The organism is Actinomadura sediminis (assembly GCF_042675525.1).
GTDB lineage: Bacteria > Actinomycetota > Actinomycetes > Streptosporangiales > Streptosporangiaceae > Spirillospora > Spirillospora sediminis.
Map to the genome: position 1 here is coordinate 1 of NZ_JBHTJA010000007.1, position 14,582 is coordinate 14,582.

Here is a 14,582-nt window from a genome sequence, read left to right on the forward strand (position 1 = left end):
GGACGGCCCGGCGCGGCGGGCGCTCGAGGACGCGGCCGCGCAGCTCCGGCGCCCGGGCGTCGCACGGCGCACCGCGCGGTGGCTCGCCCGCGCGCAGCGTCCGTCCGAACGGGCCGCGCTGCGGTCGCTGGCGGCGTCCTGCCCAGTGCCGCTGCGGCTCGTCGCCGGGGAGTCCGATCCGCTCGGGGCCGGCGCGCCGGACGTCCCGGTGACGATCGTTCCCGGGGCCGGGCACCACCCGCAGCTCACCCACCCCGGCGAGGTGGCCGCCGCGATCGCGGGGGCCGCGGCGGCGGCCGTCCCGGCCCGTTGAGGACGACCGGCCGGACCCCCTGGGCGCGGTGCGCGGCGTCCAGGGGGTCCGGCGGGAGACCGGGCGTCAGCGCACGGTCTCGTTCCGGATGGTCTCCTGGATCAGGTCGTGGTCGGACTTGACGGACATCTTGGGGGCGTTGAAGGGCCGCAGATAGGTCTGCCGGACGCCCGGCACCTCGTCCTCGATGACGAACGTGGCCTTGGTGGACGCCTGCGCCTCATGGTCGCGGACGGTCGGGAGCGTCTTGAAGTCGGCCCGCATCTCGTGCTTGTCGATCTTCGTGAGCACGTAGCCGCGCTGGTTGTTGTAGAAGCGCAGGTGCGGGTTGATCTGCAGGAACGGGTGGTCGGCCGGGTTCGAGTCGCGGCCGTCGCCGCCGCTGGTGATGGACGTCGCGACGAGCTCGGAGCCGACGGTCGGCGAGTCCGGGTCGTCGTAGTCGAGCTTGAGGTCGCTCGCCCAGTGCGCGTGCACGTCGCCGGTGAGGACGACGGGGTTGCGGACCTTCCGGTCGATCCAGCCCTCGGTGATGCGCCTGCGGGACGCGACGTAGCCGTCCCAGCCGTCCATGGAGGTGATCTTCGCGGGGCCGGCGTTGTTGTCGCGCTGCGCGAAGAAGACCTGCTGGCCGATGACGTCCCAGCGGGCGCGGGACGCGTCGAAGCCGTCGAGCAGCCACTTCTCCTGCTCGTCGCCGGTGATGGAGCGCTTGGGGTCGGTGGCGGCGGGGCAGTCCTTGTAGCCGTCGCCGCAGCCCTGGTCGTCGCGGAACTGGCGGGTGTCGAGCATGTGGAAGTTGGCGAGCTTGCCCCAGCGGACGCGCCGGTAGATCTGGATGTCCGGGCCGTTCGGGATGGAGCGGCGGCGCAGCGGCATGTTCTCGTAGTACGCCTTGAACGCGGCGACGCGGCGGCGGCGGAAGTCGGCCGGGTCGGGCGTGTCGGAGCCCGCCTCGGGGACGTCGTCGGCCCAGTTGTTCTCGACCTCGTGGTCGTCGAACACGACGAGCCAGGGCGCGGCGGCGTGCGCGGCCTGCAGGTCGGGGTCGGCCTTGTACTGGGCGTGCCGCTGCCGGTAGTTCGCGAGCGTGACGGTCTCGGGGCCCTGGTGGTCGCGGACGTTCCCGCCCGGGATCGTGTAGTGGTTCGGCTTGTACTCGTACTGGTAGTCGCCGAGGTGCAGGATCAGGTCGGGGTGCTCCTCCGCGAGCCGCCGGTATGCCGTGAAGTAACCGTGCTCGTACTGGCTGCACGAGACGAACGCCATGGCGAGGGCGGGGCCGAACGAGTCGGGGCGGGGCGCGGTGACCGTCCGCCCGACCGGGGAGAAGTGGTCGCCCGCGCGGAACCGGTACCAGTAGTCGCGGCCGTGCCGCAGCCCGTTCAGCTCGACGTGGACGGAGTGGGCGTTCTCGGGACGCGCGACGGCCGTGCCGCGCCGCTCGACCTTGCGGAACCGCTCGTCCCGCGCGACCTCCCACCGGACCTCGACGTCGCGGTTCGGCATGCCGCCGAGTCCGTCCTCGGCGAGGGGGTCGAGGGCGAGCCGGGTCCACAGGACGAACCCGTCGGGCTCGGGGTCGCCGGACGCGACGCCGAGGGTGAACGGGTCGCCGGCCAGGCGGCGGGCGCGCGGCGCGGCGTGGGCGGTACCGGGGAGCGCGGAGACGGCGGCGGCGGTGCCGACCGCGAGTCCGGTGGTGACGAGGAAGGAACGCCGGTCGAGCTGGGGCGCGTCGGCCATGGAGAGCGACCTTTCGGAGGAATCCGGCATCGATCGCCGGTCAGCCTCGCGAAGGTCGGTGACGGAAGAGCACCGGGAAGGTGACGCACCGCGCAACAAAGGTGATCTTTTCGGAAGATCATCCGCAATGGGGGCGCAGAGATGCTAAGGTAATGGGTTACGTGCGGACACAGAAATCCCAACCCTACACATAGGAGTGTACCTAACACATGGGGCACCGTCAATCGAGCGTTGTCAAATCCGCCGGGACCACCGACGGGGACGCGGCGCGGCGCGAGGCCGTCCGCGCCGAGCAGGAGTACGTCACCCGCCTGTACGGCCGGCTCGACGCCGAGCGCGCCAAGGCCGAGGCCGCGCTGCGCGAGGGCCCGGCGGCGGGCGGCGGGAGCGCTTTCCAGGCGCGGGTGGAGAGCGCCGTCGCCACCGACGAGGCCGCCCGCCGGCTGGCGCGGCTGGCCGGCGTCGAGGACGCGCTGTGCTTCGGCCGGATCGACCACCGCGCCGACGGCGACGGCACCGGCGACACCTTCTACATCGGCCGGATCGGGCTGCGTGACGAGGACCACGAGCCGCTGCTGATCGACTGGCGCGCCGCCGCCGCCCGCCCGTTCTACACCGCGACGTCCGGGGCGCCCGGCACCCTCGCGCGCCGCCGCCACCTGCACCTGCGGCACCGCGAGGTCGTCCGGCTGGACGACGAGGTGTTCGACCTCGACGGGCTCGCGGAGTCGGAGCGCCGCACGCTCGTCGGGGAGGCCGCGCTGCTGGCGACGCTGCGCAAGGGCCGGACGGGCCGGATGAGCGACGTCGTCGCCACCATCCAGCAGGAGCAGGACGAGGTGATCCGCGCGGGCCTGCAGGGCGTGCTCGTCGTGCAGGGCGGGCCCGGCACCGGCAAGACCGTCGCGGCGCTGCACCGCGCCGCGTTCCTGCTCTACACCCACCGCGACGTGCTCGAACGCCGCGGCGTCCTGGTGGTCGGCCCGAACGCGACGTTCCTGCGCTACATCGAGCAGGTCCTCCCGGGACTCGGCGAGACCGACGTCGTCCTCGCCACGGTCGGCGAGCTGTTCCCGGGGACGCGCGCGACCGCGGCCGACGCGCCGGACGTCGCCGTGGTGAAGGGCGATCCCCGCATGGCCGACCTCGTCGCGGAGGCCGTCCGGGACCGCCAGCGCGCCCCGGAGGACGGCCTCGAGGTCGAGGCCGACGGCATGACGCTGAAGGTTTCCGCCGCGGACTGCGCGCGCGCCCGCGACCGTGCGCGCGCGCTGCGCGTGCCCCACAACGTGCAGCGGCGCCGGTTCGTCCACGACCTGCTGGAGGCGCTCGCGCTGAACCGGGCCGAGCAGTACGACCAGATGGTCGACGAGCCGCTGGAACAGATGGCGCGCGAGGGCGGACTGCCGAAGTGGCTCCGCGAGCTGATGGAGGAGGCCGAGGACGAGCCGCTGCTGGACGAGGCCGACCTCCGCCTGGCGAAGGAGGCGCTGTGGCTCGACCCGTCCGTCCGGTCGGCGATCGACGCGCTGTGGCCGGAGCTGACGCCCCAGCGGCTCCTGTCCGAGCTGTTCGCCGACCCGGACGGCCTCGCCCGCCTCGGCGCCCGCGCGGGCCTGCGGCCGGACGAGGCCGCGCTGCTGCACCGCCCGTCCTCCGCCGAGTGGACGGTGTCGGACGTCCCGCTGCTGGACGAGGCCGCCGAATGGCTCGGCGTCGACGACACCGCCGACCGGGCCCGCGCCCGCGCCGCCGACGCGGCCCGCGCGCAGGAGGAGCAGTACGCCCGCGAGGTCCTGCAGACGCAGAACGCCTCCGGCCTGCTGAACGCCGCCGACGTGATCGACGCCGCCGGGCTCGCCGGGCGCCACCACGACGACGGCCCGCCGCGCACCACCGCCCAGCGCGCGATGGCCGACCGCGAATGGGCGTACGGGCACGTCATCGTGGACGAGGCGCAGGAGCTGTCGGCGATGGCGTGGCGGACGATCATGCGGCGCGTCCCGACCCGCTCCCTCACCGTCGTCGGCGACATCGCGCAGACGGGCAACGCCGCCGGGGCCGCGTCGTGGGGGCAGATGCTCGACCCGTACGTGCCCGGCCGGTGGCGGGAGCAGCGCCTCATGGTGAACTACCGGACCCCGGCCTCGATCATGCGGGTCGCGGCGGAGGTCCTCGCGGCCGTCGATCCGGGGCAGACGCCGCCCGAGTCCGTGCGCGACGACGAGGCGCCGCCCCGCGCCGTCGAACTCCCGGTGCCCGAACTGCCCGGCCTGGTCGAAGGCGAACTGGACGCGATCGGCGAGGGCCGCCTCGCGGTGATCGTGTCGGACGCGCGGCACGCCGACGTCCGGGCCGTCCTCCCCGGCGCCGCAGCCGGCGCGACCCCGGAGGCCCTCGACTCCCCCGTCGTCGTGCTGACCACCGAGGAGGCGAAGGGCCTGGAGTTCGACGCGGTGGTCCTCGTCGACCCGGCGGGGATCCTCGCCGGGTCCCCGAAGGGCGGGCAAGACCTGTACGTCGCCCTCACCCGCGCGACCCGCCGCCTCACGGTCGTCCACGCGGGCGACCTCCCGCCCGTCCTGTCGTCCCTCGCGTGACCGGGGTCAGCGGCGGCGCAGGCCCGCCAGGGTCTGCTCCAGTTCGGCGGCGATGACGCGGGCGGCCGCCGCCGGGTCGCGGTCGCGCACGGCCGCGACCAGGGCGGCGTGCGCGTCCCGTCCGTGGTCGAGGTCGTGGCGGCGCACGTCCACCAGGGCGGCCAGGTCCAGCAGGCCCTCCCGGAGGACCGGGACGAACTCGGCGAACAGGTCGGCGAGGACCGGGTTGTGCGCGGCCCGGACGATCGCGGCGTGCAGCGCGATGTCGGCGTCGATGAACGCCTCGACCGCCGGGGCCGCGGCGTCCGTCCCGGGCCGGGCGGCGTCGCGCGCGGCGAGGGCCCGCTCGATGGCCTCGAGGTCGGCGTCGGTGCGGCGGAGCGCGGCCAGCTCGGTGGCGCGGCCCTCGATCATCTCCCGGACCTCGTAGACGTCGGCGACGGACGCGCGCCGCAGCCGGGCACGCCAGTCCTCGTCGGGTTCGGTGGCGAGGACGAACACGCCCGCGCCCTGCCGTGCCTGCACCAGCCCCGCGCCGGCGAGGGCGCGCAGCGCCTCCCGCACGGTCGACCGGCCCACGCCCAGCTCCCTGGCGAGCGTCGTCTCGCCGGGGAGCCGGGTGCCGACCGGCCACGTCCCGTCCGCGATCTGCCCGCGCAGCCGCTGCGCGGCCTGCTCGACGAGCGGGCTGGGACGGAGCGGGCCGAGCGGCATGCGGATCCTTCCGGGTCGGAGACCGGACCACGGTAGCGCGGCGACAACTTGTCTGAGGACCTGAGGTGTGGATAGAGTGCCCGGCATGGCGTGGCGGGCCCTTCTTCTCGGCGGCCGCGGCGGGGCCTGATCCGACCGGCACCCCGCCGCGGGGTCCGGTGCTGCCGGTCGTCCGACCGGCGACACCAGGAGACTTCCCGTGACCCACGCCTTCCCGACACTCCGGACGCCCGGCGACCCCGTGCCCGCCGGCGCGCCGTTCTGGAACCCGCAGCGCGGCGGCGCGATGCCGTCGCACCGGTACCGGTCCGTCCACGACCGCGACCCCTCGCCCGTCCCGGACGTCGAGCGCACGTGGCCGTCCCGCCGCCTCGAGGCGCCGCCCCTGTGGGTGCCGGTCGACCTGCGCGACGGCAACCAGGCCCTCGCCGAACCCATGGACCCCGGCCGCAAGGCCCGCATGTTCGACCTGTTCGTCGCCATGGGATTCAAGGAGATCGAGGTCGGCTACCCGTCCGCGAGCGCCACCGACTTCGCGTTCGTCCGCCGGCTCGCCGGGACCGGCGTCCCGGACGACGTCACGCCCGTCGTGTTCACGCCCGCGCGCCGCGACCTCATCGAGCGGACGTTCGCGTCCATCGAGGGCCTCCCCCGCGCCGTCGTCCACCTGTACACCGCGACGGGCCCCGCCTGGCGCGACGTCGTGCTGCGCGAGGACCGGGACGGCGTGCGCCGGCTGATCCTCGACGGCGCGGCGGACGTCGCGCGCCGCGCGGGCCCCGGCGTCCGGTTCGAGTTCTCCCCCGAGACGTTCAACCTCACCGAGCCCGACTTCGCCCTCGAGGTCTGCGACGCCGTCACGGACCTGTGGGACGCCGCCCCCGACCGTCCGGTCGTGCTGAACCTGCCCGCGACCGTCGAGATCGCGACCCCGAACGTGTACGCCGACCAGATCGAGTACATGCACCGGAACGTGGCGCGCCGCGACGCCGTCATCCTCTCCGTCCACCCGCACAACGACCGCGGGACCGGTGTGGCGTGCGCCGAACTGGCGATGCTCGCGGGCGCCCAGCGCGTCGAGGGCTGCCTGTTCGGCAACGGCGAGCGCACCGGCAACGTCGACCTCGTCACCCTCGCGCTGAACCTGCACGCCCAGGGCGTCGACCCCTGCCTCGACCTCTCCGACATCGACGAGATACGCCGGACCGTCGAGCACTGCAACCGCCTGCCCGTCCACGAGCGCCACCCCTACGGCGGCGACCTCGTCTACACCGCGTTCTCGGGCACGCACCAGGACGCGATCGCGAAGGGCATGGCGCACCACGCGAAGCGCGCCGCCGACCTGGGCGTCCCGCCCGAACGCGCGCCCTGGGACGTCCCGTACCTGCCGATCGACCCCGCCGACGTGGGCCGCGGCTACGAGGCCGTCATCCGGGTGAACAGCCAGTCGGGCAAGGGCGGCATCGCCTACCTGCTGCGCACCGGGTACGGCCTCGACCTGCCGCGCCGCCTGCAGATCGAGTTCTCCCGCGTGGTCCAGCGGGCCACGGACGGCAGCGGCGAGGAGGTGACCGCCGACCAGTTGTGGGACCTGTTCCGCGCCGAGTACCTCGACCGTCCGGGCCCGGTCGCCGTCACCGGCTGGCGCACCGCGCACACCGGCCCGGCCCGGCACGACTTCACCGGCACCGTCACCGTGGACGGCGTCACCGGCGAGCACACGGGCACCGGCAACGGCCCGATCGACGCGCTCACCGGCGCGCTGGCCGCCGCCGGGGTGCGGGTCGACGTCCTCCGCTTCGCCGAGCACTCGACCGGCGCGGCCGCGTCCGGCGGCGGCTCCCCCGCCGTCGCCTACGCCGAGTGCCGCGTCGACGGCGTCGTCCGCTGGGGCGCCGGCCGCGACACGTCCGTCCTGGCCGCCTCGGTCCAAGCCGTCCTGTCCGCCGTCAACCGAGCAAAGACCACATGACGCCACTCGTCCGCACTTCCAAGGAGAACGCCGCCTCGCCCCGCGGCAACGCCGTACGCTTCCGCCCCATGAAGGAAGCCCGGGGCCGTGCCGGTGCCGGGCTGATCGGCGGCGGGGCGGGGTTTGTCAGCGGCGGCGGAGGGGGCGGCGCCAGGAGAGGCCGGTTCCGGGGATGCGGACGGTCAGGTAACGGCCGCCGCGTGCGGAACGGGTGTAGCGGGCGCCGCGGGCGCCGACGCTGTGGCCGATCCCGTGTCTCGACAGGTTGAGCCGGAAGGGTCCCAGTCGGATCGATTTTCGGTAATGCAGTCCCATACCGGCTGGTTTCCCGCTTCAGGCGGGCCTGCACCTCGGCTCCCGCATCGGACGGCCGTCGCACAAGGGCAGGACATGACCAAAAACGCGGAGAGTTAGCAGAGCGCCGCCCTTTACCCCCACACCGCCCGTTCGGGAACGTGTGCTCCGGTGGAGATCATTCATTACCAACGGGAGGTCGGGTTGGCCAGGAGACCCCTGAACCGGCGGACGGCCGCGATCGCCGTGCTGGCCGGGGCGGCGCTCGTCGCGGGCGGCGGGACGGCGCTCGCCCGGACGGCGCCCGAGATCGTGGTGAAGGACGGCGTGACGCAGCCCGTCTTCTCGTACGAGGACGCCGTCCGCGAGCACGTGTACGTGCAGTCGGAGGTGGACAGCGACCGCGACGGCGAACTCGATCGCGTGAACGTCGACATCGTCCGGCCGGCGGAGACCGAGCGCGGGCTCAAGGTCCCGGTGATCATCGACGAGAGCCCGTACTACGACAACGCGGGACGCGGCAACGAGGGCGAGCGCAAGTCGTACGACGAGAACGGGAACCCGCTGAAGTTCCCGCTGTACTACGACAACTACTTCGTCCCCCGCGGGTACGCGTTCCTGGCCGTGGACATGGTCGGGACGACCCGGTCCGACGGCTGCCCGGTGAGCGGCGGGCCGTCGGACGTGCTGGGCGGCAAGGCGGTCGTCGACTGGCTGAACGGGCGCGCGAAGGCGTTCCGCGCGGACGGCACCCCGGTCGAGGCCGAGTGGACGACCGGCAGCACCGCGATGATCGGCAAGTCGTACGACGGGACCCTCGCGAACGGGGTCGCGGCGACGGGCGTCGAGGGGCTGGAGACGATCGTCCCGATCATGGCGATCAGCGGCTGGTACAACTACAGCCGGATGAACGGCGTGAAGTACTGGACGGACGAGCAGCCGTGGCTCGCGGGCTACGTCGACACCGACCCGCCGGAGAAGTGCGCCGCCGTGAACGCCGACCTCGACGAGGGCGAGGACGACGCGACCGGGAACTACAACGCGTACTGGAAGACGACCGACTACCGGCACGGGACGATCGCGCGGGCGAGCAAGGTGCGCGCGAGCGTGTTCGCGGTGCATGGCGTGAACGACCTCAATGTCAAGAGCGACCACTTCTCGCTGTGGTGGGAGGAGCTCGCGCAGCACAACGTGAAGCGGAAGGTGTGGCTCACGCAGCGCGGCCACGTCGACCCGTTCGACTTCCGCCGGGACGAGTGGGTGCGGACGCTGCACCGCTGGTTCGACCACGAGCTGCACGGGATCGACAACGGGATCATGGACGAGCCGCGCGCCGACATCGAGGTCGGGCCGGACGAGTGGGTCACGCAGGAGCACTGGCCGTCGCGGGACGCGGAGACGGTGATCCTGCGGCCCCGCGCGGACGGGACGCTCGCGCAGCAGCGGACGCCGAAGGGCGACACCGCGACGTTCACCGACGCGGCGGGCCCCCGGGGCGACGGGTACTCCGAGGGCGCGATGGTCGAGGACCCGACGGCCGACCGGCCGTACCGGGCGGCGTTCGTGTCGGGGCCGCTGCCGGACACCGGGCGGCTGTCGGGCACCCCGGACGTCCGGCTGCGCGTCAAGCTCGACGAGCCGACCGCGAACGTCACGGCGCTGCTCGTCGACTACGGGACGGCCGAGCGCGTCGACCACCTCGGTCCCGGCTCGGGCATCGAGACGCTCGGCACCGAGAGCTGCCACGGCGCGAGCACCGCGTTCGACGACGCCTGCTACCGGGAGACGCGGGTGACCACGACGACGTCGCCGGTGAACGTGATCGCGCGCGGCTGGCTGGACGTGCAGAACGACGACTCGCTGAAGAACCCCAAGCCGCTGAAGCCGGGCGAGTTCGAGGACATCCGGTGGGAGACGCTGAGCCAGGAGTACGTCCTGAAGACGGGGCACCGGCTGGGGCTGATCCTGGCCGGGACGGACGCCGACTACAACACCGAGACGCCCACGGGCGCGACGGTGACCGTGGACCTGGCGTCCAGCTCGGTCCGGTTCCCGGTGGTGGAGATGGACGAGGACGCCCCGGCGAACCTGGTCGTCCCGCGGCCGAGGTCGGCGTGGCGCGGCCCGGCCGAGGTGGACCTGCCGGTGCAGGAGCGCCGGTTCCACTGACGGACGGCCTCTTCACCGCGTAGAGCGGGGCCGCCGCTCCCCCGGCCGGGGGGCGGCGGCCTCACTTGTTGCCGGTGTCCTTGCTGGGCTGGACGCGCTTGGGCTCGCCGGGCATCTTCGGATAGTTCGGCGGGTACGGCATGTCGCCGAGGCCGTGGTCGTTCTCGTCGCGGTCGGCCATCTCGAGCAGCGGCTCCAGCGAGAACGCGGCGTCGTCGATGGCGGCGTGCAGGTCGCCGACCTTCGCGAACCGGCCGGGCATCGTCGCGATGGTGAGGTCGCGCGGGTCGACGTCGGCGAGCTCGTCCCAGGTGACGGGCGCCGAGACGGGCGCGTGCGGGGCGGGACGGACGCTGTAGGCGGAGGCGATCGTGCGGTCGCGGGCGTTCTGGTTGAAGTCGATGAAGATCTGCTCGCCGCGTTCCTCCTTCCACCAGCGGGTCGTGACCTCGGCCGGGGCGCGCCGTTCGACCTCGCGGCCGAACGCGAGCGCGGCCCGCCGCACCTCGGTGAACGTCCAGCGCGGCTCGATCCGCACGTAGATGTGCACGCCGGCCTTCCCGGACGTCTTGACGTAGCCGGTGTAGCCGAGTTCGCCGAGCAGGTCGCGGGCGGGGCCGAGCGCGACCCGCACGGCGTCGGCGAAGCCGGTGCCCGGCTGCGGGTCGAGGTCGATGCGCAGCTCGTCGGGGTGGTCGACGTCGCCCTTGCGGACGGGCCAGGGGTGGAACGTCAGCGTGCCGAGGTTGGCGGCCCAGGCGATCACGGCGACCTCGGACGGGCACACCTCGTCGGCGTACCGGCCGCTGGGGAACTTGATGCGGGCGGTGGGCACCCAGTCGGGCGCGCCCTTGGGGATGCGCTTCTGGTAGAACGCGTCGGACTTGCCCGCGCCCATGCCGGCCTGCCCGCGCGCGTAGTCCTCGCGGGTGGCCATCTTGGCGCCCTCGAACACCCCGGCGGGCCAGCGTTCCAGCGTCGTCGGCCGGTCGCGGGTGGCGCGCAGGATCCCCTCCCCCACGGCCAGGTAGTACTCCACCAGTTGCCGCTTGGTGTAGCCGTGCTCCGGGAAGTACGGCTTGTCGGGATTGGACACCTTGACGAGCCGATCCCCGACCGGGATCTCGATGAAGGGCGAGGCCATAGGTGCACGTTAACCCAGCGCTGCGACATTCCCCCGGAGGCGCCGGGTACGTTCGAGGGCATGGAGAAGATCCGCAAGAGCGAGGACGAGTGGCGGGCCGAGCTGTCGCCGGAGGAGTACCACGTGCTCCGCGAGGCGGGCACCGAGAAGCCGTTCACCGGCGAGTACACCGACACCAAGACCGTCGGCGTCTACCGCTGCCGCGCCTGCGGCACCGAGCTGTTCCGTTCGGAGACCAAGTTCGAGAGCCACTGCGGCTGGCCGTCGTTCTTCGCGCCGGCCGACTCGGACGCGGTCGTCCTGCGCGAGGACCGGTCCCTCGGCATGGTCCGGACCGAGGTGCGGTGCGCCGCGTGCGACTCGCACCTCGGGCACGTGTTCCACGGGGAGGGCTATGACACCCCGACCGACGACCGCTACTGCATCAACTCGATCTCGCTGACCCTCGAGCCCGCCGAGTAACGCCGGCGGGCGCCGCCGGGCGGGTTCCCGGCAACCTCCGGCGCGGGCCGTGCGTCCAAGAGGCGACGGCGCGCCCTGAGGGGGTTGTCATGCCCGATCCCTACGAGATCGCGTTCCTGTCCGGCGGCGCGGAGCGGGTGGTGCAGACGGCGCTGCTCGCGCTGTACGAGCGGGGGCGCGTGCGGGTGTCCCGGGTGACCCGCCGCGTGGACGCGGCCCTGGACGACTCCGACGACCCGGTGCCCGAACCGGTGCGGGCGGCGGTGCTGAAGGAGGTGCGGCCCGCCGGGACTCCGCTGGCCGACCTGCTCGTCTACGCCGCCGCGGCCGACGCGGTCTGGGACGTCTGCGACGCGCTGATCGACGGCGGGCTGCTCGGCGCGGGCGTCCTGCGCCGCCTCCGGCCGACACGCGAGGGCCGGGCCGTCCTGGACGCCGCGCGGCGGGGCGTCCTGCCCGGCTTCCCGCCCGACGGGACGTCCCCGGACGTCGCCCGGCTCGCCGCGCGGGGCCCGTCCGCGATCGCGGACGCGAAGATGCGCGAGGTCCTCCGGAATCCGGCGCCGAGGCGGGGGTGCCTCTCGCGCCGGGCGTTCCGCGCGAGAGGGTGGGGCGACGGCTCCGGCTCGGACGCGGCCGACCGGCGGTACGGCGACGGCGGCGACTTCGGCGGCGGCGACTTCGGCGGCGGCGACTTCGGCGGCGGCGGCTATTGACGGTCCCCTACGGGAGGGACGCGATCAGCTCGCCCAGGGGCTTGCGGCGGCCCGTGTAGAACGGGATCTCCTCGCGCGTGTGCAGGCGGGCCTTCGCGCCGCGCAGGTGCCGCATGAGGTCGACGATCCGGTGCAGTTCGTCGGCCTCGAAGGCGAGCATCCACTCGAAGTCGCCGAGCGCGAACGCCGACACCGTGTTCGCGCGGACGTCCGGGTAGTCGCGGGCCATCCTGCCGTGCTCGGCGAGCATCCCGCGGCGCTCCTCGTCCGGCAGCAGGTACCACTCGTAGGACCGGACGAACGGGTACACGCACACGTACGCGCGCGGCTCCTCGTCGGCGAGGAACGCGGGGATGTGGCTCTTGTTGAACTCCGCGGGGCGGTGCAGCGCCATCTGCGACCAGACGGGCTCGCTCGCGCGCCCCATGGAGGTGCGGCGGAACCGGCTGTAGACCTCCTGGAGGTCGTCGGAGCTCGGCGCGTGCCACCAGAACATGTAGTCGGCGTCGGCGCGGAGCCCGGCGACGTCGTAGAGGCCGCGGGTCGTCACGTCCTTCCGGCCGGCCTGGTCCAGGAGGTCCTGCACCTCGGCGGCGTCCTTCTCGCCGATCTCGCCCGGGCGCGCCACCCGGAAGACCGACCACATGGTGTAGCGGATCTGCTTGTTCAGGTCGCGTGCCTTCGGCTTCGCCGCGGACTCGGTCATGTCGCTGCTCCTTCTCGACTGCGCAGGTGGTCCAGGACCCGGTCGGCCGCCGCGCGCGCCGTGGCGAGGCACGCGGGGACGCCGAGGCCGTCGTAGGCCGCGCCCGCGACGGCCAGTCCCGGCTGCGCGGCGACCGCCGCGCGGACCCGGGCCACGCGGTCGGCGTGGCCGACGTTGTACTGCGGGAGGCCGCCGCCCCAGCGGGTCACCCGGGCGGCGGCGGGCACGTCGGAGGCGCCGCAGGTCGCGGCGAGCTCCGCCGTCGCCGCCGCGATCAGCTCCTCGTCGGTCCGCTGCAGGGTGTGCTCCTCGCCGAACCGGCCGAGGGAGCACCGCACGGCGACGAGGCCCGGATCGCGGTCGCGCAGATGGGGCCATTTTACGGAGCTGAACGTCACGGCCTTCACCCCGTGCGCGTTCTCCACGGCCGGGACGAGGTAGCCGCTGCCCGCCGGGAACTCGGGGAACGCGGTGACGGGGTAGGCGAGCGTGACGATGGCCATGCTCGCGTACTCGATGCCGGCGAGCGTGCTCGCGGCGGCGGGCACGTCGGGCTCCAGCAGGCGGGACGCGGGCGCGGCCGGGATCGCGACGATCACGGCGTCGGCGTCCAGCGTCTCGGGCGCCCGGGCGGGCCCGACCGTGAGGCGCCAGCCGTCCGGGCGGCGCCGCAGTTCGCGGACCATCGCGCCGGTGCGGACGGTCCCGCCGGCGGCGGCCAGGTCGTCGGCGACCAGCCCGGGCAGCGTGCCGAGGCCGCCGGGGAGGGTGGCGAAGACGGGGCCGGGGTCCTTCGGGGCGGCGTCGCGGACGCTGCGCACCGCGTCGATCAGCGACCGGTGGGAGCGGGCGGCGGCGGCGACGGCCGGCATCGTCGCCTCGAACGACAGCAGCTCGGCGCGGCCCGCGTAGACGCCGCCGAGCAGCGGCTCGACGAGCCGGTCGACGACCTCCCCGCCGACGCGGGCGCCGATGTAGCCGGCGACGGACACGTCGGTGCCGAGCGGCGTCTCGGGCAGCACGCGGTCGAGGGGCACGCGGGCCAGCCCGGCCGGGGACAGCACCTGGGCGGCGGCGAGCGCCTTCAGGTCGGAGGGGACCCCCATCACCTGGCCGGACGGGATGGGGCGGAGCGCGCCGCGGCTGCGGATGCCCGAGGACGTGGTGCCCGGGTGCACGAGGTCGTCCGCGCGGCCGAGGTCGCGGACGAGGTCGAGCCCCTCGGGGCGGCGCGCCAGCATCGACTCGGCGCCCTCGTCGACCGGGATCCCGGCGATCTCGCTGACGTGCAGCTTGCCGCCGATCCGGGGGGAGCCCTCGAGCACGGTCGTCCGGACGCCCGCGCGGGCGAGGAGGCGTGCTGCGGCGAGGCCCGCGATGCCGCCTCCGATGACGACGGCATGGGACGTGGACATGCCTCCACCTTCCCAGATGCCCCGCCGGATCGCGCACCGGGGCGCCCGCTGCGGCCCCCCTGCGGACCGATTTTGTGCCGTGGATGACAAGAACACGCGACCGCGCCAGTGAATACTGGCATCCATGGATCTTCGGCGCCCCCGGCCGGGCCTGTGGACGCCGGGGCCGGTGAGGATCGGCGGGCCGGTGGGACGGCCCGCCGGACGACAGCGGCCACGGCCGGCCCGCGCGGGGGCGCCGGCCGTGACCCGCGCGTACCCGGTTCGTGCTCGTATCGCGATTCGCCGCGCGGAACGGTGATCTGCGCCACTCCGTCCAAGCCGCATGCGG

General features: G+C 74.1%; 12 protein-coding genes. 6 read left to right on the forward strand and 6 right to left on the reverse strand.

The features are described from left to right. Positions 1-313, forward strand: a 313-nt coding sequence (locus tag ACFQ11_RS05970; protein ID WP_378296839.1) for an alpha/beta fold hydrolase, incomplete at its 5' end; no start/stop codon positions are given. Between the two features lie 66 nt (positions 314-379). Here ACFQ11_RS05970 and ACFQ11_RS05975 read toward each other — a convergent pair. Beyond that, positions 380-2,059 (reverse strand): alkaline phosphatase D family protein, encoded by a 1,680-nt coding sequence (locus ACFQ11_RS05975; RefSeq protein ID WP_378296840.1) that lies wholly within the window; start codon positions 2,057-2,059, stop codon positions 380-382. 209 nt (positions 2,060-2,268) lie between these two features. Here ACFQ11_RS05975 and ACFQ11_RS05980 point away from each other — a divergent pair, with 209 nt between their 5' ends. Then, the gene (locus ACFQ11_RS05980) at positions 2,269-4,659 is read left to right on the forward strand and encodes a HelD family protein (RefSeq protein ID WP_378296841.1); all 2,391 of its coding nucleotides are present in this window, start codon (positions 2,269-2,271) and stop codon (positions 4,657-4,659) included. 6 nt (positions 4,660-4,665) lie between these two features. Here ACFQ11_RS05980 and ACFQ11_RS05985 read toward each other — a convergent pair whose 3' ends face one another. Then, a complete protein-coding gene (locus ACFQ11_RS05985; protein ID WP_378296843.1) occupies positions 4,666-5,373 on the reverse strand; it encodes a FadR/GntR family transcriptional regulator in 708 nt (235 codons plus the stop codon). A gap of 286 nt (positions 5,374-5,659) precedes the next feature. Here ACFQ11_RS05985 and leuA point away from each other — a divergent pair, with 286 nt between their 5' ends. Next, complete coding sequence (gene leuA / locus ACFQ11_RS05990) at positions 5,660-7,345, forward strand: 2-isopropylmalate synthase (protein WP_378296976.1); 1,686 nt, start codon at positions 5,660-5,662, stop codon at positions 7,343-7,345. Between the two features lie 126 nt (positions 7,346-7,471). On the opposite strand, the gene ACFQ11_RS05995 is transcribed toward leuA, so the two are convergent. After that, positions 7,472-7,660 (reverse strand): DUF4236 domain-containing protein, encoded by a 189-nt coding sequence (locus ACFQ11_RS05995; protein WP_378296844.1) that lies wholly within the window; start codon positions 7,658-7,660, stop codon positions 7,472-7,474. A gap of 183 nt (positions 7,661-7,843) precedes the next feature. On the opposite strand from ACFQ11_RS05995, the gene ACFQ11_RS06000 reads away from it, so the two are divergent. Continuing rightward, complete coding sequence (locus ACFQ11_RS06000) at positions 7,844-9,808, forward strand: Xaa-Pro dipeptidyl-peptidase (protein WP_378296846.1); 1,965 nt, start codon at positions 7,844-7,846, stop codon at positions 9,806-9,808. A gap of 61 nt (positions 9,809-9,869) precedes the next feature. Here ACFQ11_RS06000 and ACFQ11_RS06005 read toward each other — a convergent pair whose 3' ends face one another. Beyond that, positions 9,870-10,952 carry a DNA polymerase domain-containing protein gene (locus ACFQ11_RS06005; RefSeq protein ID WP_378296847.1) on the reverse strand — a complete coding sequence of 361 codons (1,083 nt, stop codon included), beginning with the start codon at positions 10,950-10,952 and terminating at the stop codon, positions 9,870-9,872. A 60-nt stretch (positions 10,953-11,012) separates the two neighbouring features. Here ACFQ11_RS06005 and msrB point away from each other — a divergent pair, with 60 nt between their 5' ends. Continuing rightward, entirely contained in the window at positions 11,013-11,414 is a 402-nt protein-coding gene (msrB, locus tag ACFQ11_RS06010) for a peptide-methionine (R)-S-oxide reductase MsrB (RefSeq protein ID WP_378296849.1), read from the forward strand. Continuing rightward, entirely contained in the window at positions 11,372-12,130 is a 759-nt protein-coding gene (locus ACFQ11_RS06015) for a TIGR04222 domain-containing membrane protein (RefSeq protein ID WP_378296977.1), read from the forward strand. The genes msrB and ACFQ11_RS06015 overlap by 43 nt, the downstream gene beginning before the upstream one ends. A gap of 7 nt (positions 12,131-12,137) precedes the next feature. Here ACFQ11_RS06015 and hemQ read toward each other — a convergent pair whose 3' ends face one another. After that, the gene (hemQ, locus tag ACFQ11_RS06020; protein WP_378296850.1) at positions 12,138-12,836 is read right to left on the reverse strand and encodes a hydrogen peroxide-dependent heme synthase; all 699 of its coding nucleotides are present in this window, start codon (positions 12,834-12,836) and stop codon (positions 12,138-12,140) included. Then, positions 12,833-14,251, reverse strand: a complete 1,419-nt coding sequence (gene hemG, locus ACFQ11_RS06025; protein ID WP_378296851.1) for a protoporphyrinogen oxidase — start codon at positions 14,249-14,251, stop codon at positions 12,833-12,835. The genes hemQ and hemG overlap by 4 nt, the downstream gene beginning before the upstream one ends. Positions 14,252-14,582 lie beyond the last annotated feature (331 nt).

Coding starts and splice junctions, on each gene's coding strand:
- ACFQ11_RS05980 (WP_378296841.1), top strand. CDS start 2,269: ATGGGGCACCGTCAATCGAGCGTTGTCAAATCCGCCGGGACCACCGAC.
- msrB (WP_378296849.1), top strand. CDS start 11,013: ATGGAGAAGATCCGCAAGAGCGAGGACGAGTGGCGGGCCGAGCTGTCG.
- ACFQ11_RS05995 (WP_378296844.1), bottom strand. CDS start 7,660: ATGGGACTGCATTACCGAAAATCGATCCGACTGGGACCCTTCCGGCTC.
- ACFQ11_RS06005 (WP_378296847.1), bottom strand. CDS start 10,952: ATGGCCTCGCCCTTCATCGAGATCCCGGTCGGGGATCGGCTCGTCAAG.
- ACFQ11_RS05975 (WP_378296840.1), bottom strand. CDS start 2,059: ATGGCCGACGCGCCCCAGCTCGACCGGCGTTCCTTCCTCGTCACCACC.
- leuA (WP_378296976.1), top strand. CDS start 5,660: ATGCCGTCGCACCGGTACCGGTCCGTCCACGACCGCGACCCCTCGCCC.
- hemQ (WP_378296850.1), bottom strand. CDS start 12,836: ATGACCGAGTCCGCGGCGAAGCCGAAGGCACGCGACCTGAACAAGCAG.
- ACFQ11_RS05985 (WP_378296843.1), bottom strand. CDS start 5,373: ATGCCGCTCGGCCCGCTCCGTCCCAGCCCGCTCGTCGAGCAGGCCGCG.
- hemG (WP_378296851.1), bottom strand. CDS start 14,251: ATGTCCACGTCCCATGCCGTCGTCATCGGAGGCGGCATCGCGGGCCTC.